Annotated in this window: 21 protein-coding genes; 11 read left to right on the top strand and 10 right to left on the bottom strand. The window is 68.3% G+C overall.

What is annotated here, in order from left to right; genetic code table 11:
* Positions 1-13: 13 nt before the first annotated feature.
* From BKN37_RS02100 to BKN37_RS02070, 7 genes are all read right to left on the bottom strand, one after another.
* The gene (locus BKN37_RS02100) at positions 14-1,162 is read right to left on the bottom strand and encodes an acyl-CoA dehydrogenase family protein (RefSeq protein WP_071020608.1); all 1,149 of its coding nucleotides are present in this window, start codon (positions 1,160-1,162) and stop codon (positions 14-16) included.
* Positions 1,162-2,319: a thiolase family protein gene (locus BKN37_RS02095; RefSeq protein WP_071020605.1), complete on the bottom strand. Its 1,158-nt coding sequence runs from the start codon at positions 2,317-2,319 to the stop codon at positions 1,162-1,164. Before BKN37_RS02095 ends, BKN37_RS02100 begins: the two co-directional genes overlap by 1 nt.
* Entirely contained in the window at positions 2,312-3,112 is an 801-nt protein-coding gene (locus BKN37_RS02090; protein ID WP_071020602.1) for an enoyl-CoA hydratase/isomerase family protein, read from the bottom strand. Before BKN37_RS02090 ends, BKN37_RS02095 begins: the two co-directional genes overlap by 8 nt.
* The gene (locus tag BKN37_RS02085; protein ID WP_071020599.1) at positions 3,109-4,299 is read right to left on the bottom strand and encodes a CaiB/BaiF CoA transferase family protein; all 1,191 of its coding nucleotides are present in this window, start codon (positions 4,297-4,299) and stop codon (positions 3,109-3,111) included. The genes BKN37_RS02090 and BKN37_RS02085 overlap by 4 nt, the downstream gene beginning before the upstream one ends.
* Entirely contained in the window at positions 4,299-5,060 is a 762-nt protein-coding gene (locus BKN37_RS02080; RefSeq protein WP_071020596.1) for an SDR family oxidoreductase, read from the bottom strand. The genes BKN37_RS02085 and BKN37_RS02080 overlap by 1 nt, the downstream gene beginning before the upstream one ends.
* Complete coding sequence (locus tag BKN37_RS02075) at positions 5,060-6,226, bottom strand: acyl-CoA dehydrogenase family protein (protein ID WP_071020841.1); 1,167 nt, start codon at positions 6,224-6,226, stop codon at positions 5,060-5,062. Before BKN37_RS02075 ends, BKN37_RS02080 begins: the two co-directional genes overlap by 1 nt.
* A 98-nt stretch (positions 6,227-6,324) precedes the next feature.
* Positions 6,325-7,605, bottom strand: a complete 1,281-nt coding sequence (locus BKN37_RS02070) for an amidohydrolase family protein (protein ID WP_071020593.1) — start codon at positions 7,603-7,605, stop codon at positions 6,325-6,327.
* A 264-nt stretch (positions 7,606-7,869) separates the two neighbouring features.
* Between BKN37_RS02070 and BKN37_RS02065 the strand changes: the two genes are divergently transcribed.
* The 7 genes from BKN37_RS02065 to BKN37_RS02035 are packed head-to-tail and all read left to right on the top strand — an operon-like array spanning position 7,870 to position 13,534.
* Positions 7,870-8,406 carry a carboxymuconolactone decarboxylase family protein gene (locus tag BKN37_RS02065; protein WP_071020590.1) on the top strand — a complete coding sequence of 179 codons (537 nt, stop codon included), beginning with the start codon at positions 7,870-7,872 and terminating at the stop codon, positions 8,404-8,406.
* A gap of 3 nt (positions 8,407-8,409) precedes the next feature.
* A complete protein-coding gene (locus BKN37_RS02060) occupies positions 8,410-9,702 on the top strand; it encodes an aromatic ring-hydroxylating oxygenase subunit alpha (protein ID WP_071020587.1) in 1,293 nt (430 codons plus the stop codon).
* Positions 9,686-10,009: a hypothetical protein gene (locus BKN37_RS02055; protein ID WP_071020584.1), complete on the top strand. Its 324-nt coding sequence runs from the start codon at positions 9,686-9,688 to the stop codon at positions 10,007-10,009. The genes BKN37_RS02060 and BKN37_RS02055 overlap by 17 nt, the downstream gene beginning before the upstream one ends.
* A gap of 4 nt (positions 10,010-10,013) precedes the next feature.
* On the top strand, positions 10,014-11,228 hold the full coding sequence (locus BKN37_RS02050; RefSeq protein ID WP_071020580.1) for a metal-dependent hydrolase family protein: 1,215 nt from the start codon (positions 10,014-10,016) through the stop codon (positions 11,226-11,228).
* Positions 11,212-11,634, top strand: a complete 423-nt coding sequence (locus tag BKN37_RS02045; protein ID WP_071020577.1) for a nuclear transport factor 2 family protein — start codon at positions 11,212-11,214, stop codon at positions 11,632-11,634. Before BKN37_RS02050 ends, BKN37_RS02045 begins: the two co-directional genes overlap by 17 nt.
* A complete protein-coding gene (locus BKN37_RS02040) occupies positions 11,631-12,728 on the top strand; it encodes an acyl-CoA dehydrogenase family protein (protein WP_071020574.1) in 1,098 nt (365 codons plus the stop codon). The genes BKN37_RS02045 and BKN37_RS02040 overlap by 4 nt, the downstream gene beginning before the upstream one ends.
* A gap of 2 nt (positions 12,729-12,730) precedes the next feature.
* Positions 12,731-13,534: an acyl-CoA dehydrogenase family protein gene (locus BKN37_RS02035; RefSeq protein ID WP_071020570.1), complete on the top strand. Its 804-nt coding sequence runs from the start codon at positions 12,731-12,733 to the stop codon at positions 13,532-13,534.
* A 75-nt stretch (positions 13,535-13,609) separates the two neighbouring features.
* Here the strand turns inward: BKN37_RS02035 and BKN37_RS02030 are convergent, their stop codons facing one another.
* Positions 13,610-14,782 (bottom strand): acyl-CoA dehydrogenase family protein, encoded by a 1,173-nt coding sequence (locus tag BKN37_RS02030; RefSeq protein ID WP_071020566.1) that lies wholly within the window; start codon positions 14,780-14,782, stop codon positions 13,610-13,612.
* A gap of 190 nt (positions 14,783-14,972) precedes the next feature.
* Here BKN37_RS02030 and BKN37_RS02025 point away from each other — a divergent pair, with 190 nt between their 5' ends.
* The 4 genes from BKN37_RS02025 (at position 14,973) to BKN37_RS02010 (ending at position 19,078) form a co-directional block, all read left to right on the top strand.
* Positions 14,973-15,692: a TetR/AcrR family transcriptional regulator gene (locus tag BKN37_RS02025; protein WP_071020563.1), complete on the top strand. Its 720-nt coding sequence runs from the start codon at positions 14,973-14,975 to the stop codon at positions 15,690-15,692.
* Between the two features lie 316 nt (positions 15,693-16,008).
* The gene (locus BKN37_RS02020) at positions 16,009-17,211 is read left to right on the top strand and encodes a cytochrome P450 (protein ID WP_071020560.1); all 1,203 of its coding nucleotides are present in this window, start codon (positions 16,009-16,011) and stop codon (positions 17,209-17,211) included.
* Positions 17,212-17,244: 33 nt separating this feature from the next.
* Positions 17,245-18,084 carry a mycofactocin-coupled SDR family oxidoreductase gene (locus BKN37_RS02015; RefSeq protein ID WP_071020556.1) on the top strand — a complete coding sequence of 280 codons (840 nt, stop codon included), beginning with the start codon at positions 17,245-17,247 and terminating at the stop codon, positions 18,082-18,084.
* 55 nt (positions 18,085-18,139) lie between these two features.
* Positions 18,140-19,078, top strand: coding sequence for an NAD(P)-dependent oxidoreductase (locus tag BKN37_RS02010; protein ID WP_278184928.1), 939 nt, complete (start codon positions 18,140-18,142; stop codon positions 19,076-19,078).
* Here the strand turns inward: BKN37_RS02010 and BKN37_RS02005 are convergent.
* Together BKN37_RS02005 and BKN37_RS02000 are read right to left on the bottom strand one after the other, a co-directional pair.
* Positions 19,075-19,881 carry an SDR family NAD(P)-dependent oxidoreductase gene (locus tag BKN37_RS02005; protein WP_071020550.1) on the bottom strand — a complete coding sequence of 269 codons (807 nt, stop codon included), beginning with the start codon at positions 19,879-19,881 and terminating at the stop codon, positions 19,075-19,077. The genes BKN37_RS02010 and BKN37_RS02005 overlap by 4 nt on opposite strands.
* Positions 19,882-19,887: 6 nt before the next feature.
* Positions 19,888-21,257: CaiB/BaiF CoA transferase family protein (locus BKN37_RS02000; protein ID WP_131823509.1), on the bottom strand; the 1,370-nt coding region annotated here is incomplete at its 5' end.

The following is a 21,257-nucleotide window of genomic DNA, read 5'->3' as shown; positions in this document are numbered from 1 at the left end:
GCCGCCGGATCCCTCACAGCCCCAGCGATTTGGCGATGATCACCTTCATCACCTCGGAGGTCCCGGCGTAGATCCGGGCCACCCGGGCGTCGGTGTACAGCCGCGCGATCGGGTACTCCATCATGTAGCCGTAGCCGCCGAACAGCTGCAGACACCGGTCCACCACCCGGGCCTGCATCTCGGTGCAGAACAGTTTCACCCGGGCGGCGTCGGCGCCGGACAGCTCGCCGGCGACCAGTTCGGTGATCGCCCGGTCCAGCATCGCTTGGGCGGCCTCGACTTCGGCCGACATCGCCGCCAGCTCGAATTTGGTGTTCTGGAACGACGCGACCGGCGTGCCGAAGGCCTTGCGCTCCTTGACGTAGTCGATGGTGGCGGCGATCGCCGCCCGGGCCTGCGCCACCGAGCCGACGGCCACCGTCATCCGCTCCTGCGGCAGGTTGTGCCCGAGATAACCGAACGCTTCGCCCTCCTCGCCGAGCCGGTTGGCGACCGGCACCCGCACGTCGGTGAACGACAGCTCGGCGGTGTCTTGCACCTTGCAGCCCATCTTGTCCAGCGCCCGGCCCTTGACGAAGCCGGCCGTGCCGTCCTCGACGACCAGCAGGGTCAGGCCGCGGCGCCGGTTGTCCGGGTCGGTGGAGGTGCGTGCCACCACGATGACCAGATCGGCCAACAGGCCGCCGGTGATGAAGGTCTTGGCGCCGTTGAGCACGTACTCGTCGCCGTCGCGGACCGCGCTGGTGCGCATCCCGGCCAGGTCCGACCCGGTGCCGGGTTCGGTCATCGCGATCGCGGTCAGCAGCGTGCCGGCGGCCAGGCCGGGAAACCAGCGCTGCCGCTGCTCGGCGTTGGCGTAACGCAGAAAGTACGGCAGGATCACCTCAAGCTGGGTGCGCACCGTGCCGGTGGTGACCAGCGCGCGGGCCGCCTCTTCCTGCAGCACCACGTTGTAGCGGTAGTCGGGCAGGCCCGATCCGCCGTACTCCTCGGGGATGGCCATGCCCAGCATGCCCAGCGCACCAAGCTTTTCGAAGACCTCCCGCGGCATCCGGCCGGCCTTCTCCCAGTCGGCGTAATGCGGTTCGATCTCCTTGTCGACGAAGTCGCGGGCCAGCCGGCGGAAGGCCTCGTGGTCGTCGGTGAACAGGTCTCTGCGCATCAGCTCATCAATTCCACCAGGGTGGCGTTGGCGGTGCCGCCGCCCTCGCACATGGTTTGTAGTCCGTACCGAATTCCGTTGTCCCGCATGTGGTGAATCATCCGCGTCATCAGCACCGCCCCGGACGCGCCGAGCGGGTGCCCCAGCGCGATGGCGCCGCCCAGCGGGTTGACCCGGGCCGGGTCGGCGCCGGTCTCGGCCAGCCAGGCCAGCGGCACCGGGGCGAACGCTTCGTTGACCTCGAAGACGCCGACGTCGCCGACGCCCAGCCCGGTCTTGCGCAGCACCTTCTCGGTGGCCGGAATGGGTCCGGTCAGCATCAGCACCGGGTCGGCGCCGGTGACCGCGCCGCCGCGGTAGGCCACGATCGGCGTCAAACCGAGTTCCAGCGCCAGCGCGGGGGTGGTGACCAGCAGCGCCGCCGCGCCGTCGGAGATCTGCGACGAGTTGCCGGCGTGGATCACCCCGTCCTCGGTGAACGCCGGTTTGAGTGCGGCGAGTTTCTCGGCGGTGGTGCCCCGGCGGATCCCCTCGTCCTCGGTGACGACGGCGGCGTCGCCCCCCGCGTCGGTGAACACCGGAACGATCTGGTCCTTGAACGCGCCGGCGCTCTGGGCGGCGGCGGCCCGCTCATGCGAGCGCGCCGAGTACTCGTCGAGCGCGGTGCGGGACAGCCCCCACTTCTGCGCGATGAGCTCCGCCGAGATGCCCTGGTTGAACGAGAAGTCGTGGTAGCGCTCAAGAACTTTCGGTCCGTACGGCATGCCGGTGGCACGCGCGGCGCCCAGCGGCACCCGGCTCATCACCTCGACGCCGCCGGCGACCACCACGTCCTGCTGCCCGGACATCACGGCCTGCACGGCGAAGTCGAGGGCCTGCTGGCTGGACCCGCAGGCCCGGTTGATGGTGGTGCCGGGGATGGTTTCGGGCCAGCCGGCGGCCAGCACCGCGTACCGGCCGATGTTGCTGGATTGGTCGCCGACCTGGGACACGCACCCCCAGATCACGTCGTCGACGATGGCGGGGTCCACCCCGGTGCGCTCGGCGAGCGCATTCAGCACCACCGCGGACAGGTCGGCGGCGTGCATGCCCGACAACCCGCCGTTGCGCTTGCCGACGGGGGTGCGGACCGCTTCGACGATGACTGCTTCACGCATTGTTTCGCTCCGATCTGATCGCCCATCGACCAGTAAACGACGGCTCCCTTTTCTCGGCGAACGCGGCATAGGCTTCGCCGGCATCCGCGGTGGCGAAGTTACCGGGTTGGGCGCGGGCTTCGTTGGCCAATGCCTGCGGCAGCGTGCAGTCGACACCGGCGGTCAGCAACGCCTTGCTGTGGGCCAGCGCGACCGGCGGGCCGGCCGCCAGCCGGCGCCCCAGATCGTCGACGAAGGCGTCGATCTCCTCGGCGGCCTGCACCCAGGTCACCAAACCCAGCGCGTGGGCCTCCGCCGCGTCGATGGTGTCGGCCAGCAGCACCAGCCGTTTGGCCTGCTGCAGGCCGACCAGTTTGGGCAGCAGCCAGGAGCCGCCGAGGTCGATCGACAGCCCGCGTTTGGCGAAGATCTGGCAGAACCGCGACCCCGGGGTCGCCACGACCAGATCGCAGCCCAGCGCCAGGTTCCAGCCGGCGCCCACGGCCACCCCGGTCACCTTGGCGATCGTCGGGATCGGGAGTTCGTGCAGCGCCAAGGCGACGTCGGTGAGCCGACGCAGCTTGCGGTTGGGGTGCACGTCCTCGGGCACCGAGATGTCCGCACCCGAGCAGAACGCGTCGCCGGCCCCGGTGAGCACCAGCACCCGGACACCGTCGTCGTCGAGGACCGCGCGCAGCGCATCCCGCAACGCGATCCACAGCTCCGGGTTCAGCGCGTTCTTGCGGTCCGGCCGGTTCAGCGTCAGGGTCCGCACGCCGTCGCGGTCGCTGCACAACAGCACCGGCTGGCTCATGCCCCGATCACGCCCCGCTCGCGCAGCGCGGCGATCTCCTCGGCGCCGAGCCCCAGGCCGGTCAGCACCGCCGCGGTGTGCTCGCCCAGGCCGGGCACCGCGCCCATCGGCTGCTCGAACCCCGAGATCACAGGCGGCGGCAGCAGCGCCGAGATCGTGCCGTTGGGGGTGTCCACCGACCGCCACCGGTCGCGGTCTTTGAGCTGCGGATGCCCGACGACCTCGCTGGGCGTGTTGTACCGGGAGTTGCCGATGCCGGCGTCATCGGCGATCTGCTGAATCTCGGCGAGATCGTGCTGGGCGCACCAGGTTCGGATCGCCGCGTTGAGCACGTCGCGGCTGGTGCAGCGGCCCGCGTTGGAGGCGAACCGCGGGTCGTCGGCCAGGTCGGGGCGGCCGATGATGTCGCGGGCCAGCCGTTGCCATTCCCGGTCGTTGGTGGTGCCCAGCACGACGGTCTGCTGATCGCGGGTGGGAAACGCCCCGTAGGGCGCCACCGCCGGCGAACTCATGCCCAGCGGCTGCTGATCGATCCCGGAGTGCTGGGTGTAGGTGAGCTGGTAGCCCATGATGTCGGTCATGGTGTCGAACAGGCTGACCGCGACGGCGGGGGCGACCCCCGGGTTGGTGCGGCGCCCGTACAGCAGCGCCACGATCGACAGCGCGGCGTACAGCCCGGTGGAGATGTCGGCGACCGGCGGGCCGGGTTTGGCCGGCATCTCCGGATACCCGGTGACCGCGCAGCACCCCGATTCGGCCTGCACCAAAAGGTCATACGCGCGTTTGTGGGAGATCGGCCCACCCGGGCCGTAGCCGTCGATCTCGACCGGGATGACATGGGGGTGGCGGGTGCGCAGGTCGTCGGGCGCGATGCCCAGCCGCGCGGTGGCCCCCGGTGCGAGGTTGGACACCAGCACGTCGGCGCCGTCGAGCAGCCGGTGCAACAGCGCGATCCCGGCGTCGGATTTCAGGTCCAGCGTCACCGATTCCTTGCCGCGGTTAGCCCAAACGAAGTGCGCGGCAAGACCGTTGACGACGTCGTCGTAGTCGCGGGCGAAGTCGCCGCCGTTGGGGTTCTCCACCTTGATGACGCGGGCGCCGAAATCGGCGAGCACCCGGGTGCACATCGGCGCGGACACGGCCTGCTCCAGCGCCACCACGGTGACGCCGTCCAACGGTGCCGGCATCACATCACCATGCCGCCGTCCACCGGCAGCACCTGCCCGGTGATGTAGGAGGCGGCGTCAGAGGCCAAAAACACGAACGCGCCGGCGACCTCCTGCGGCTCGGCCCAGCGCCGCAACGGGATTCGCGCCATCATGGTGGCGGCGAACTTCTCGTTGGTCCGGATGGTCTCGGTCATCGGGGTGGCCGCCAGCGGGGCCAGCGCGTTGACCAGGATGTTCTTGCGGGCCAGCTCGCGGGCCAGCGATTTGGTGAAGCCGATGATGCCGGCCTTGGCGGCCGAGTAGTTGACCTGCCCCAGCGTGCCGGTCAGCCCCGCCGAGGAGGTGACGTTGATGATGCGGCCGGTGCCGTCGGTGGGCAGAAACGGCAACGCGGCGTGCGCGCAGTGAAACGCGCCCAGCACGTGCACGTCGAGCACCCGGCGGAAGGTGTCCTCGGTCAGATCGGCAAACATCGCTGGCGCGGTGACCCCGGCGTTGTTGACCAGGATGTGCAGCGCCCCTTCGGCGAGCCCGGCGGCCTGCGCGGCGGCGGCCTCCGCGGCGGCGGTGTCGGTGACGTCCAGCGCAACGCTGTCGGCTTTGCCGCCGGCGGCGCAAATCCGTTCCGCCACAGCGCCGGCCGCGTCGGCGTCGACGTCGGTGACCAGCACCGCGGCACCGGCGGTGGCCAGCGCCTGCGCGACGGCGGCGCCGATCCCGCCGCCGGCCCCGGTCACCAACGCCGACCGGCCGGTCAGGTCGAACAGCGGGTTGGGCATCAGTAGCTCCTCGGCAGCTTCAGGGTGTGCGACCCCAGGTAGTTCAGGATCATCTCCTGGCTGATCGGGGCGATCTTCATCAGCCGGGCCTCGCGGAAGAACCGGGACACGTTGTACTCCTCGGAGTAGCCCATGCCGCCGTGGGTCTGCAGCGCCCGGTCGGCGGCGGTGAAACCGGCGTCGGCGCACAGGTATTTGGCGGTGTTGGCTTCCCGCCCGCAGGGCTTGCCGTTGTCGTACAGCCAGGTGGCCTTGCGCAGCATCAGTTCGGCGGCGTCGAGGCGGGCCAGCGAGTCGGCCAGCGGGAACTGGATGCCCTGGTTCATCCCGATCGGCCGGCCGAACACCTCGCGCTCGTTGGCGTATTTGACCGCCCGGTCCAGGGCCACCCGGCCGATGCCGAGCGCCTCGGCGGCGATCAGCATCCGTTCCGGGTTGAGCCCGTCGAGGATGTAGGAAAAGCCCTTGCCCTCCTCGCCGACCCGGTCTTCCACCGGGACTTCGAGGTTGTCGATGAACAGCTCGTTGGAGGAGACCGCGTTGCGGCCCATCTTGGGGATCGGCCGGATGTCGACCCGGCTACGGTCCAGGTCGGTGAGGAACAGCGTCATGCCGTCGGTCTTCTTGGTGACCTCGTCGTAGTGCTGGGTGCGGGTCAGCAGCAGGATCTTCTCGGACTCCAGGGCTTTGGAGATCCACACCTTGCGCCCGTTGACGATGTAGCGGTCGCCGTCGCGTTTGGCGAAGGTGCTGATCCGCGAGGTGTCCAGCCCCGCGCCCGGCTCGGTCACCCCGAAGCAGACGTGCAGCTCCCCGGACGCGATGCGGGGCAGGGTCCGCGCCTTGAGCTCGTCGGAGCCGTGCACGACGACCGGGTGCATGCCGAAGATCGACATGTGGATCGAGCTGGCGGCGTTCATACCGCCCCCGGAGCGGGCCACTTCCTCGGCGAGCAGGGTGGCCTCGGTGATCCCGAAGCCGTGGCCGCCGTACTCCTCGGGGATCGTCATGCCCAGCCAGCCGCCCTGGGCGATCGCCTCGTAGAACTCCTGCGGGAATTGGTGCGCCTGATCCTTTTGCATCCAATAGTGGTCGTCGAACTTGGCGGCCAGTTCGGCGACCGAGGCGCGGATCAGCTGCTGATCCTCGGTCAGCTCAAAGTTCATCCCGGACATGGGTCCCCTACTTCCTTGCTCGCGAGCAGACGCAAAAGCCCCCTTTTCACGCCGAAAACAGGGACTTTTGCGTCTGCTCGCGCCTAAAACTAACTGTTCGACTTCGCCGCTTCCATCAGCGCGTTCGACTGCCGCTCCCCCTCCTTGTGGTGCGACAGCGCCCTAATCGACACGTCGTGGCCTTCGGCGGCCTTGCGCAGCGCACCGACCGTGGCCTGCTCCCGGGCGATGTGGCGGAACGGGTCGAACGAGTACCAGCGCATCGCGTTCTCGTACGTCATCTTGTTGATGTCGGCGTCGGGCACGTTGTTGGCGGTCAACACCTGCCACAGCTCCTCCGGCGCGCCCGGCCACATCGAGTCGCTGTGCGGGTAGTCGGCCTCCCAACAGATGTTGTCGATGCCGATCTCCTCGCGCAGCTTGACGCCGACCGGGTCGGAGATGAAGCAGGTCAAAAAGTGCTCCCGGAACACGTCGGAGGGCACCTTGTCACCGAAGTCCTGGCCGGTCCAGGTCGAGTGCATCTCGTAGGTGCGGTCGGCGCGCTCCAAAAAGTACGGGATCCAGCCGGTGCCGCCCTCGGACAGCGCGATCTTCAGATCCGGGTAGTCCTTGATCGGCTTGGACCACAGCAGGTCGGCGGCGGCCTGCACGATGTTCATCGGCTGCAAGGTGATCATCACGTCCATCGGGGCGTCCGGGGCGGTGATCGCCAGCTTGCCCGACGAACCGATGTGCACGTTCATCACGGTGTTGGTGTCGCACAACGCTTTCCACAACGGGTTCCAGTACGCGTCGTGGAAGCTGGGGTAGCCCATCGCCGCGGGGTTTTCGGTGAAGGTCAGCGCGTGCACGCCCTTCTCGGCGACCCGGCGCACCTCCGCGGCGCACTTCTCGGCGTCCCAGATCACCGGCAACGCCATCGGAATGAACCGCGCCGGGTACGCCCCGCACCATTCGTCGATGTGCCAGTCGTTGTAGGCCTGCACCAACGCGACCGAAAACTCCGGGTCGTCGGTGGCGAACAGCCGCCCGGCGAAACCCGGGAACGACGGGAAGCAGATCGAGGCCAGGATGCCGCCGGCGTTCATATCCTTGACCCGCTCGTCGACGTTGTAGCAGCCGGGCCGGATCTCATCGAGGCCCTGCGGCTCCAGGCCGTACTCCTCCTTGGGCCGGCCGGCGACCGCGTTGAGCGCGACGTTCGGGATGACGGTGTCCCGGAACTTCCACATGTCGGAGCCGTCCGGGTTGTGCACCAGCCGTGGTGCGTCGTCGAGGTACTTCTTCGGTAGGTGGTTCTTGAACATGTCCGGCGGCTCAACGGTGTGGTCGTCGACGCTGATCAGGATCATGTCGTCTTTGTTCACTGACCCTTCCCTTCCGCTGGGGGGACTTTGCGGGGCGCGCGGGTCGCCCACCTCACTCTAATGGAAATTAGCTTCTCACTTCCCGAGAATCAACATCTTGACGCCCCTGCGAGGCCTCGCAGGGGCGGCTCGGCGGGGCCGGTACCCGGCGCGTTGGCGCACGAATGTGACCAGGTCAGCTGTCCGGTGTTGACCAACCGGACGAATCATGGAAACCTATTGGTCAAATATGAGAATGTGATTCTCCAGAACCGAGGAGACGCTATGCGACTGGGCCCGTTGCCGGCGGACCGCTGGGACGATGCGGTCCACCACGCGCTGGCCCCGATGCTGCCCACGGAACGACGCAACCCCCGGGACGCCGGCACCGCGCTGGCCACCCTGGTCCACCACCCCGACCTGACCCGGGCGTTCCTGCGGTTCAACGTCCACCTGCTGTATCGCTCCACGCTGCCCGAGCGACTGCGGGAGCTGGCCATCCTGCGGGTCGCGCACCGGCGCGGCTGCAGCTACGAATGGGCCCACCACGTCACGATGGGCAAAGCGGCCGGCCTCACCGACGACGACATCGCCGATCTGCAACACGGCGCGGCCCGCGACCCGCTGGATGCGGCGGTGCTGGCCGCGGTGGACGAACTCGACGACAAGTCCGCCCTGTCCGAGGCGACCGAGGTCGCGCTGACCGAGCACCTCACCGAGCGACAGTGCCTGGACCTGGTCTTCACGATCGGCTGTTACACCACGCTGGCAATGGCTTTCAACACCTTTGGCATCGACCTCGAACAAGAGCAGGAGAACTAGACCGTGCCCCATTTCCCGAAACCGGCCGCTGGAAGCTGGACGCAGAACTATCCGGAACTCGGCACCGAGCCGGTCGATTACAGCGATTCGACCGACCCCGACCACTACGCCGCCGAGCAGAAGGCGATCTTCGGCCGCACCTGGCTCAACGTCGGTCGGGTCGAGCGACTCCCCAAGGTCGGCAGCTACTTCACCAAGGAACTGCCCTCGGCGTGCACCGGCACGTCGCTGATCATCGTCAAGGGCAAGGACCAGGTGATCCGGGCGTTCCACAACATCTGCCGGCACCGCGGTAACAAGCTGGTGTGGAACGACTTTCCGCACGAGGAAACCGCCGGCACCTGCCGCCAGTTCACCTGCAAGTACCACGCCTGGCGTTACAGCCTGGACGGGGAGCTCACCTTCATCCAACAGGAGGACGAGTTCTTCGACGTGGACAAGAGCGACTACGGCCTGGTCCCGGTGCGCTGCGAGGTGTGGGAAGGCTTCATCTTCGTCAACCTCGACGACAACGCCGGCCCGCTCACCGAATACCTCGGCCCGCTGGCCAAGGGCATCGAGGGCTACCCGTTCCACGAGATGACCGAGGTCTACACCTACCGCGCCGAAATCGGCAGCAACTGGAAGCTGTTCATCGATGCGTTCGCCGAGTTCTACCACGCGCCGGTGCTGCACCAAGGCCAGTACACCAAGGAAGAGGCCGCCAAGATCCAGAAGTACGGCTTCGAGGCGCTGCACTACGAGCTGGTCGGTCCGCACTCGGTGATCTCCACCTGGGGCGGCCAGGCGCCGCCGGCGGACCTCAACATGGTCAAGCCGATGGACCGGGTGCTGCGCAGCGGACTGTTCGGCCCCTGGGACAAGCCCGACATCGACGGACTCGACGCGCTGCCGCCCGGGGTGAACCCGGCCCGGGCGCCGCAGTGGGGCATCGACTCGTTCGTGTTCTTCCCCAACTTCATGCTGCTGCTGTGGGAGCCGGGCTGGTATCTGACCTACCACTACTGGCCCACCGCCGTCGACAAGCACATCTTCGAAACCACCTTGTACTTCGTGCCGCCCCGCAATGCGCGGGAGCGGTTGGCCCAGGAGCTGGCCGCGGTGACCTTCAAGGAATACGCGCTGCAAGACGCCAACACCTTGGAGGCGACCCAGACCATGCTCGGCACCCGCGTCGTCAACGACTTCTTGTTGTGCGACCAGGAAATCCTGCTGCGCCACCTGCACAAGACCGCCCGCGACTACGTCAGCGACTACCAGAAGACCAAGGAGCACGCCAATGGCGCTACCCGCTGATTTTGCCGACCTGCAGCCGTACGCCGCCTGGGATCTGGCCACCGAGCCCGAGCGCTACGCCAAGCGGCTGGCCTCCACGATGCCGGAGCTGCAGGAGTTCTACGACGCCGCGTTCCCCCGACTGGAGGACGCCATCACCTATCTGGACAAGTTCGACCTGCACGACCTGCCCGACGACGCGCGGTCGCTGATGCATCTGATGCAGTCGCTGGTGATGGTGTCGTTCCCGGTGGAGGCGTGGAAGCAGCCGCGGGTGCCGGACAGCGGCGCGGCATGGGTGGAGCTGATCAAGGAACCGGTAGTTTAGAAAAGTGTTGACGCTCAAGGCAGCCGGGCTGCTCGACGTCGATGCCGGCGAGATCGTCCGGCCCGGGATCGTGCGGGTCGACGAGGACCGGATCGTCGGCGTCGGCGGCGCGGCCGACGGGGACATCATCGATCTCGGCGACCAGATCCTGTTGCCCGGGTTGATGGACATGGAAGTCAACCTGCTGATGGGCGGGCGGGGCGAAACCCCCGGCCTGTCCCAGGTGCAGGACGATCCGCCGACCCGGGTGCTGCGGGCGGTGGGCAATGCGCGGCGCACGCTGCGGGCCGGGTTCACCACGGTGCGCAACCTGGGCCTGTTCGTCAAAACCGGCGGGTATCTGCTGGACGTGGCGCTGGGTAAGGCCATCGACGCCGGCTGGATCGAGGGGCCCCGCATCGTGCCGGCCGGTCACGCGATCACCCCCACCGGCGGGCACCTGGATCCGACCATGTTCGCCGCGTTCATGCCCGGGGTGCTGGAGCTGACGATCGAGGAGGGCATCGCCAACGGGGTCGACGAGATCCGCAAGGCGGTGCGCTACCAGATCAAGCACGGCGCCCAGCTGATCAAGGTGTGCTGCTCGGGCGGCGTCATGTCGCTCACCGGGGAGGCGGGCGCCCAACACTATTCGGATGAAGAGCTGCGGGTCATCGTCGACGAGGCGCACCGGCGTGGGCTGCGCGTCGCCGCGCACACCCACGGCGCCGAGGCGGTCAAACACGCCGTGGCGTGCGGCATCGACTGCATCGAACACGGGTTTCTGATGGACGACGAGGCCATCCAGATGCTGGTCGACAACGACCGGTTTCTGGTCACCACCCGGCGCCTGGCCGAGGCGATGGACGTGTCCAAGGCCCCGCCGGCGTTGCAGGCCAAGGCCGCCGAGATGTTCCCCAAGGCCCGCACCTCGGTCAAGGCCGCCTACGAGGCGGGGGTGAAGATCGCCGTCGGCACCGACGCGCCCGCGATCCCGCACGGCCGCAACGCCGAAGAACTGGTCACCCTGGTCGACTGGGGCATGCCGCCGGCCGCCGTGCTTAAGGCCGCCACCGTCACCGCCGCCGACCTGATCAACGCCGACGACCGCGGCCGGCTGGCCGAGGGATTGCTCGCCGACATCATCGCGGTGCCCGGAGATCCATTGACCGACATCACCGTCACCCAGCGGGTGAGCTTCGTCATGAAAGGCGGCAAGGTTTATGTCAACAAGAACTGAGGACCTGGTCGAGATCCAGCAGCTGCTGGCCCGCTACGCGGTCACCATCACCCAGGGCGATATCGACGGCCTGGTGGCGGTGTTCACCCCGGACGGCACCTACAGCGCATTCGGCGAAACCTATGCGCTGGACCGGTTCCCGGTGCTGGTGGACGCCGCCCCGAAGGGGTTGTTCATGACCGGGACCGCGGTGGTTGACATCGACGGCGACACCGCCGCCGGCACCCAGCCGCTGTGTTTCATCGACCACGCCACCCATGACATGCGGATCGGGTACTACAACGACACCTATCTGCGCACCGCCGACGGGTGGCGGCTGAAGACCCGGGCGATGACATTCATCCGCCGCAACGGGGCACACGACTCGGGGCGTCCGCACGCCGTGGGCCGGCCGTCGTCCAAATGAATATCGCTGCGTTCCAAGCGGATCTGCGCGCCTGGCTCGACGAAAACGACCTGCGCCCCGGACCGGACGACTCGCTCGAAGGGCACCTCAAGCAGTTCGCCCGGGTCTCGGCCGCCCTCTACGAGGCGGATTGGATGCGGTACGGCTGGCCGGTCGAAGCCGGCGGGCTGGGCGGTCCGGCGATGCTGCGGGCCGTCGTCGGCGAAGAGGTGGTCGGCCGCAGGCTCGCCGAGCCGGGGCCGTACTCGATGCTGGAAGTCCTGGCGCCCACCATGATCGACTACGCCCCACCCGAACTCGCCGCCGAAATGGTGCCGCTGCTGCTGTCCGGTCGCGAACAGTGGTGCCAGGGCTTTTCCGAGCCCGGTTCCGGCAGCGACCTGGCATCACTGACCACCCGCGCCACCCCGCACGGTGACCAGTGGGTGATCAACGGACAGAAGGTGTGGACCAGCTTCGCCCAGTACTCGCACCGCTGCATCCTGCTGACCCGCACCGGGGACGGGCACGACGGCATCACCGCGTTCTTCATCGACATGGACACCCCCGGTATCGATGTGCGCCCACTGCGCACCATGCACGGCGTCGACGAGTTCTGCGAGGTGTACTTCGACGACGTCGTCGTCGACGGCTCACGGATGCTCGGCCAGCCCGGTGACGGCTGGCAGTTGGCCATGGACCTACTGCCCTATGAGCGCTCCACCTGCTTCTGGCAACGCATCGCCTACCTGTACGCACGCTTCGATGCGCTGATCGCCGAGGTGAAGCGCCAGGGCGCAGCCGTCGACAACGACCTCGGTGCGGTGTATTTGGCGCTGCACACCTTGCGCAGCCGCTCCCGCGCCACCCAGCACCGGCTGGCCGACGGCGGGCGGCTGGGCCCGGACACCTCCATCGACAAGGTGCTGCTGGCCAGCGCCGAACAATTGCTCTATGACACCACGCGCGACCTGCTGCCGGGCCGCATCGAGCTGGACGACGCCGAGTGGCGCGCCGAGTACCTGTACTCCCGGGCGGCCACCATCTACGGCGGCACCGCCGAGATCCAGCGCAACATCATCGCCCGCCGACTGCTCGACCTTCCGAAAGAGTGACGATGACCACCGCAATGGATGCCACCTCGATCGCGCTGCTGGAAGATACCCTGCGCAAGACCATGACGTCGCATTCCGGCGCTGCACTGGATCGGTCCCTGGCCGAACTCGGCTGGGCAGAAATGCTTTCCGAGGATCCGGACCTGGCAATCCCGCTGGTGTTCCGGCTGCTCGGGGAGACCGGGGCACATGCCTCGGTACTCAACGACGTGATATTGGAGACCATCGGCGCCCTGCCCGGCGGCACTCCCCCGATGCCCTATGCCGGCGGCAGCTGGGTGATCTGGGAACGGACCGAACGCGAGGGCAATCCCGTCCTCGGCGGGCTTCCGCTGCGCCAGGTACCCGGCGGGGAACTGATGCGCCTGGGTGAGGCCCGCCGGGCGTTGGGGTGGTGGATGGTCGGCTCGGCGCGGGCGATGTTGGCCCTGGCCCGCCAGCACGCACTGGACCGGGAGCAGTTCGGTAAACCGATCGCCTCCTTCCAAGCCATCCGGCACCGGCTCGCCGAAACCCTGGCCGCCATCGAAGGCGCCGAGGCCACCCTCACCATGCCGGTCATCGATGGCCCGGACCTGGCCGCCATGCTGGCCAAAGCCGCCGCGGGCAAGGCCGCGCTGACCGCAGCCAAGCACTGCCAGCAGGTGCTCGGCGGCCTCGGTTTCACCGCGGAACACGATCTGCACCGCCACGTCGAGCGGGTACTGGTCCTGGACGGATTGCTCGGCAGTGCCCGCGAATTGACCCGCCAAGTCGGCGGCGGTCTGCGGGCCCGCGGCTCGGCACCACGCCTAGTGCAGCTCTAGCCCCGCCGAGTGGGAACTACGCGACGGGACACGCCGTTGCGGCGTCGCCGAATTCCCGCTGGGGGGTAATGACACCTAGCGCGGCAGGCCGAGCACCCGCTGGGCGATGATGTTGCGCTGGATCTCCGAGGTGCCGCCGGCGATGGTGCCGGAAAAGCTGCGCAGGTAGCGGTCGAACCAGCTGCCGGTGGCGTGGTCTTCGTTGAGCGGCATATAGGTTCCGGAGCTGGCCGGGTGCACCAGGCCGCCGACCCCGGCCCCGTCCAGCGCGTGTTCGGCGGCGCTTTGCACGGCCTCGGACCCCAACAATTTGAGCACCGACAGCCCGGGCACATCCTGATCGCCGCGATCGGCTTGGGCCAACGCCACCGAGCCGAGCAGCCGCAGCGCCTGGTTGTCCATCAGCAAGGTGGCGTACTGGTCGCGTTGCAGCGGCCCGACCGGGCGGAAGTCGTGGATCAGATCCCGCAGCCGGTCGGCGAAACTCATCCACAGCAGGGTGCGCTCGTGGCCCAGCGACCCGTTGGCGACGCCCCAGCCCCCGTTGAGCGGGCCCACCAGGTTCTCGGCCGGCACCCGGACGTCGGTGAAGAAGACCTCGTTGAAGTCGATGTCGTCGTGGTCGCACGCCGACGCGAACGGGCGACGCACCACCCCCGCGGCGTCGGTGGGGATCAACAGCACGCTGATCCCCTTGTGCTTGGGGGCGTCGGGATCGGTGCGCACGAAGGTGAGCAGCACATCGGCGTCGTGGGCGCCCGAGGTCCACACCTTTTGGCCGTTGACCACGAAGTGGTCACCCTGCAGCACCGCGCGGGTCTGCAGCGACGCCAGGTCCGACCCGGCGCCCGGCTCGCTCATCCCCAACGACGCGGTGATGTCGGCCCGCAGGATCGGCGCCGCCCACCGATGCTTTTGCTCGTCGGTACCGAACGACAGCAACGAGGCCGCGATGATGCCGACCCCCTGCGGGTTGAAGCTTTGGTAGATCCGCCGCCGCGACAACTCCTCTTGGTGCACGTACTGCTGCAAGATGGTGGCGTTGCGGCCGCCGAACTCCGGCGGGTTGCCGGGAATCAGCCAGCCGTTATCGAACAGCAGCCGCTGCCAGCGCCGGGCCCACGCCGGGACGTGCGAACACGACCTGGGGCGTTCGGTGGCTTCGGCCGCGCTGGGCAGGTGCTCGTCGAGGAACGCCGCGAACTCCGCCCGAAAAGCCTCGACATCGGCATCAAAGGTGAGCTGCACGGCACTCCTCGCCAGTTCGTATTCCCACAGGTCCGCACCGCGCGAGCCGGTTCTCGGCGGCGGACCGGAAAAACTTCGTGGCCCGTCTCGGTTCATTCCGCTTCCCCGGACGCGATGATGAGAATAATATTCTCATGACTGGAAAGTTACAATCTCTGACACGCTGTCTGCGAGGGGGTCTAGGACCACAATGGCACGACGTTCTCCGGTACAGTTCAACCATGTTCTCCCCGCCCCGCACGGATCCGAGCCCCCGGTGACCAGCCCGAGCGAAGAGCCGGCCTGGAAGCAACGCGCCGTCGAGCGCTCCATCAAAACCGCGAAACTGCGGGCCGCCCAGCGGGTCCAACGGTTCCTCGACGCCGCCCAGGCGATCATCATCGAAAAGGGCAGCACCGACTTCACCGTGCAAGAGGTCGTCGACCGGTCCCGGCAGTCGCTGCGCAGCTTCTACCTGCAGTTCGACGGTAAACACGAGCTGCTGCTGGCGCTGTTCGAGGACGCCCTGAGCCGCTCGGCCGACCAGATCCGGGCCGCCACGGCCAACCATTCCGATCCGCTGGAACGGCTCAAGATCGCCGTGCAACTGCTGTTCGAGTCGTCCCGGCCCGACCCGGCGGCCAAACGCCCGTTGTTCACCGACTTCGCGCCGACGCTGCTGGTGTCCCACCCCGCCGAAGTCAAGGTCGCGCACGCCCCGCTGCTGGCCCTGCTCACCGAGCTGATGGAGGAGGCCAGCGCCGCCGGCCAACTCCGCGCCGAGGTCAACCCCCGGCGGATGGCCGCGATGACCATGCAGACGGTGATGTTCAACGCGCAGTCCAGTCCCAACTCCGAGGACCCGGCCGCGCACCCGCTCACCGCCGATGAGGTGTGGGACTTCTGCGCCCACGGCTTCATCGGTGGCTAACCGAGAGTCAGCCTCTCGTCACCGAAGAGCCCGCCTCGCGGGCTGCGGATAATCGTTCTTCTGCTGAGCGGCGCGTTGCGGCGCTGACCCCTGCGATTCCCCGACCGCCCAGCGCCCGCCATCGAGGCGCCCGATGCGATCCGCCGTGCCGTCCGGCCGCACGCAGCCGCGGTAAGAATCGCATTCTCATTTTTGAAGAGTGTAAGCTGTCGTAAATCGATTGCGCCATTGACACCCGCCCGGCGCGGGTGCCAGAGTCGTGACGAAACGATATGCAGCCCTGCGGAGAACGTCATTCCGGCGAGAGGTATACCCCGTGACAGTCAGCGCGACCAGCGACGTCCACTTCGATCCCTACGACGTCGAGATCAACGCCGATCCCTACCCGATGTTCCGGCGCCTGCGGGAAGAGGCACCGCTGTACTACAACGAGCAACATGACTTCTACGCGGTGAGCCGGTTCGCCGACGTCAACAAGGCCCTCGTCGACTACCAGACGTTCAGCTCGTCGCGGGGCGCCATCCTCGAGTTGATCAAGGCCAACACCCCGATTCCGCCCGGGCTGATCCTGTTCGAGGACCCGCCGGTGCACGACATCCACCGCAAGTTGCTGGCCCGGATGTTCACCCCCCGCAAGATCAACGAACTCGAAGCCAAGATCCGGGAGTACTGCGCGCGCAGCCTCGACCCGTTGGTCGGCACCGGACGCCTCGATTTCGTGACCGACCTGGGGGCGCAGATGCCGATGCGGGTGATCGGCATGCTGGTCGGCATCCCCGAGGAGGACCAGGAGGCCATCCGCGACCGGTCCAACGACAACATGCGCACCGAAGCCGGCAAGCCGATGACGATCGCCTCGGAGGGCTTCGACGACGGATCGATCTTCGCCGATTACATCGACTGGCGAGTGAAAAACCCGTCCGACGACATCATGACCGAGTTGCTCAACGTCGAGTTCGAGGACGAGTCCGGGACCACCCGGCGGCTGACCCGCGACGAGCTGCTGATGTACGTCATGGTGGTGGCCGGCGCCGGAAACGAAACCACCACCCGGCTGATCGGCTGGACGGGCAAGGTGCTGGCCGAGCACCCCGACCAGCGCCGCGCGCTGGTCGACAACCCCGCGCTGATCCCCCAGGCGATCGAGGAACTGCTGCGCTTCGAGCCGCCGGCACCGCACGTGGCCCGCTACGTCACCCGCGACGTCGAGTTCTACGGCCAGACGGTGCCCGAAGGTGCCGCCATGATGATGCTGATCGGCGCCGCGAATCGGGACCACCGCCAATTCCCACCCGACGGCGACGTGTTCGACATCCACCGGGAGTCCCGCCAGCATTTGACGTTCAGCGTCGGCACCCATTACTGCCTGGGTTCGGCTCTGGCCCGGCTGGAGGGACGGATCGCGTTGGAGGAGATTCTCAAACGCTTCCCGGACTGGGAGGTCGACCTGGCGAACGCGACGCTGTCACCGACGTCCACCGTCCGCGGCTGGGAGTCCATGCCCGCCGCGGTCGGATGAATCCACTTCTACAAGTTAGGAATTGAGGTATTGATGGCCGGGCGAGTTGAGGGCAAGGTTGCATTCATCACCGGCGCGGCACGCGGCCAGGGCCGCAGCCACGCGGTGCGATTGGCGCAGGAGGGCGCCGACATCATCGCGATCGACATCTGTAAGCCGATCGCCGACGACATGCTGATCCCGGCGTCCACGCCGGAGGATCTGGCCGAGACCGCCGATCTGGTCAAGGGGCTCAACCGCCGCGTGGTGACGGCCGAGGTCGATGTCCGGGACTGTGACGCGCTCAAGGCCGCCGTCGATTCCGGGGTCGAGCAGCTGGGCCGGCTGGACATCATCGTGGCCAACGCCGGAATCGGCAACGGCGGCGACACGCTGGACAAGACCACCGAAAAAGACTGGCAGGACATGATCGACATCAACCTGTCCGGCGTGTGGAAGAGCGTGAAGGCCGGTGTCCCCCACCTGCTGGAGGGCGGTCGCGGCGGCTCCATCGTGCTGACCAGCTCGGTCGGCGGGCTCAAGGCCTACCCGCATTGCGGCAACTACGTCGCCGCCAAGCACGGCGTGGTGGGCCTGATGCGGTCCTTCGCGGTCGAGTTGGGCCAGCACATGATTCGGGTCAACTCGGTGCACCCCACCCATGTCAACACCCCGATGGTGATGAACGACGGCACCTTCAAAATGTTCCGGCCCGACCTGGAGAACCCGGGTCCCGACGACATGGCCCCGATCTGCCAGCTGTTCCACACCCTGCCGATTCCGTGGGTCGAGCCCGAGGACATCAGCAACGCGGTGCTGTTCTTGGCCTCCGACGAGTCGCGCTACATCACCGGTCTGACCCTTCCCGTCGACGCGGGCAGCTGCTTGAAGTGACCGCGTCGGGCGTTGATTCTGCGTCCACCAAACGAAAGTGCGAGAGGACCCCGTGGTGGACGCAGAGTCAACGGCGACGGTGGGCCGCGCTGCTATGCAGCTAGGGTTCATCGGCCTGGGCAACATGGGCGCCACGATCGCTCGGCGCCTGCACCACATGGGGCACCAGCTCGTCGTTTTCGACGTCCGCCGCGACGCGGTCGACGAGTTCGTCACGCTGGGCGCCCACGCCGCGTCCTCCCCGCGCGAGGTGGCCGATCGCGCCGAGACCGTACTGGCGAGCCTGCCGTCGTTGGCCGCGTCGGTGGAGGTGGCCACCGGCGCCGAGGGGGTGATCCACGGCGGCCGGGTGAAGCGCTTCGTCGACCTGTCCACCGTGGGGAGCCGGGTGGCCACCGAGATCCATGACCGGCTCGCCGAACGCGACATCGCCTTGATCGACTCCCCGGTCAGCGGCGGCCTCCGCGCCGCGCGCAACGGCACCCTGGCGGTGATGATTTCCGGGCCGCTCGGTGACGTCGAGGCGGTCAAGCCGATCCTCAAATCGATCGGACGCACCTTCTACCTCGGGGACAAACCGGGTCTGGCGCAGACCATGAAGCTGGCCAACAACATGTTGTCGGCCACCGGCCTGGCCGCCACCGCCGAGGTCGTCACCATGGGCGTCAAATCCGGTCTGGACGCCGGGGCGATGATCGAGGTGCTCAACGCCGGGTCCGGGGCGTCCATCGCCAGCCGGGACAAGTTTCCGCGCTCGATCCTGCCGCGCACCTTCGACTTCGGGTTCGCCACCGGGCTGATGGTCAAGGATGTACGGCTGTTCGTCGAGGAGGCCAAGGAGCTGGGTCTGTCGATGGAGATCGCCGAAGCGGTGGCGCGGCTGTGGGAGGTGGTGCTTCGGGAAGCGGGCCCGGACTCCGATTTCACCTCGGTGATCAAACCGATCGAGCGGGCGGCCGGCGTCATCGTCGGCGAGTCGCAGGCCGCCGGTTAGCCCGGCCCCAACCGGAATTCTCCGGTTGCCCGGTGCCGGTACCAGCCGCCGGCGGCGTGGGATCCGCCGTCGACATGCAGGGTCTGCCCGGTCAGGTAGCTGGCCAGGTCGGACGCCAAAAACACGGCCGCACCGGCGATCTCGTCGACGTCGCCGGCCCGGCCCATCGGCACGATATCGCCCGCGCCGGCGGCCAGCCCGTCGAAGCCCAGCCGCAGCAGCCCTTCGGTCACGGTGATGTCGGGGGCCAGCGCGTTGACCCGGATCCCGTGCGGGGCCAGCTCCACCGCGGCGGTCTTGGTGTAGTTGATCACCCCGGCCTTGGCCGCGGCATAGGCGGCGTATCCCGGTGCGGCGCGCACCCCTTCGATCGAGGTCACCGTGATGATGCTGCCCGGCGACCCGGCCTCGACCAGCTGGCGCGCCACCCGTTGGGTGCATAGCAGCACATGGCGCAGATTGGCCTTGTACAGGGCGTCCCAGCCGTTTTCGCTGGTCTCCAGCAGCGGCGAGTTAAATGTGCCGCCGGCGTTGTTGACCAGGATGCGCACCGGCCCGAGTTCGGCGGTGGTGCGCGCCAGCGCGGCGTCGACCTGGGCGCTGTCCCGCACATCGGTGACGATGCCGAGCGCGCCGAGGGCGTCGGCGGCCGCGGCGCAGCTGTCCGGGTCCCGTTCCCAGATCGCCACTTTCGCGCCGAAGGCGGCCAGGCCGGCGGCGATGCCGCGGCCGATGCCCGCGCCGCCGCCGGTGACCACCGCGACGCGGTCGGTCAGCAGGATGTCCGACGGATCGATTGCCATGGCCGCCTATCGGGTGGGTGCCGGGTTCGGGTGGTAGCCGGCCGGGGTGCTCCCGATCACGCCGTCGGCTTCCAGTTCGGCGATCTCGGCGGCGCTGAGCCCCAGCGCGGCCAGCAGCTCGTGGTTGTGCTGCCCGAGCAGCGGCGCGGGGGCGCGGTGGAAGCGGTCCGCGCCGCCCGACAGCCGCATCGGTACCGTGCTGTGCGGGGCGGTGGCGTTGACCGGATGGGCCACGTGCTCGAAAAAGCCGCGGAACGCCAGCTGCTCGAGCTCGGTTTGGCGGTGCGGCTGCAGCACTTTGGCGACCGGCACACCGGCGGGCCACAGGGTGTCGACGATCTCGTCGCGGCTGCGCTGCGCGCACCACGCCGCCAGCTGCTCGTCGATGTGCTCATGGTGGGCCCGCCGCCCGGCGTGGTCGGCCAGCCGCGCATCGGTGGCCCAGCCCGGACGGCCCAGCGCCCCGACCAGGCCGGCCCATTGGGCGTCGGTGGCCACCGCGATCGCCACCCAGCTGTCCAGCCGGCCGAACTCGTCGACGTCGGCGCTGCGGTACAGGTTCTGCGGCGCGGCCGTCGGCCCGCGGTTGCCGTCGCGTTCCAGCAGCGCGCCGTGGGCGCCGTATTCGACGAGCTGTTCGGCCGCCACATTGAGCGCGGCGTCGACCATGGCCGCCTCCACCAGCGTGCCCTCGCCGGTGCGGCGCCGGTGCTCCAGCGCCAGCAGCAGCGCGTTGACGGCGTGGATCCCGGCGTTGGGGTCGCCGACCGAATACGGGTCATACGGGTTGCGGTCCGGGTAGCCGGTCAGCCAGGCCAGCCCGGCGGCGGATTCGATGACGTAGGCGAAGGCCGGGTTGTCGCGCCACGGCCCGTCCAGCCCGAAGCCGGGCATCCGCATCAGGATCGCGTCGGGCCGGATCGCTTGCACCGCCGCGAAATCCAGCCCGATCTGGTCGAGGACGCGCGGGGTGAAGTTTTCCACCACCACATCGCAGGAACCGATCAGCCGGGACAACACCTCCCGGCCGCGCGGGTGGTGCAGGTCCAGGGTCAGGCCCTTCTTGTTGGTGTTGAGCGCGGAGAAGATCGGCGACTTCTCCCACCACTGGTCCACCTCGACCGGGATGCCGGCGATCAGCCGGGTGCCGTCGGGATGGCGGGTGGACTCCACGTGGATGACGTCGGCGCCCAGCATCGCCAGGAAATGAGTACACGACGGGCCGGCCCAGAACGTGGTCATGTCCAGCACCCGTAATCCGGTGAACGGCAACGCCCGGGCCCCGGTGTCCGGGCGAGGCCGGGCCGGCGGCGGCGCCTGCCGGTAGCCGGCGGTGTGCTCGCCCAGCCGCGGCGCCGGCTGCGGCGGACGCACCC

It is taken from the genome of Mycobacterium talmoniae, from assembly GCF_001854525.1.
In the GTDB taxonomy this organism is placed as follows: domain Bacteria; phylum Actinomycetota; class Actinomycetes; order Mycobacteriales; family Mycobacteriaceae; genus Mycobacterium; species Mycobacterium talmoniae.
Note: the sequence above shows the minus strand (reverse complement) of the source record. Positions and strands in the feature narration are given on the sequence as shown.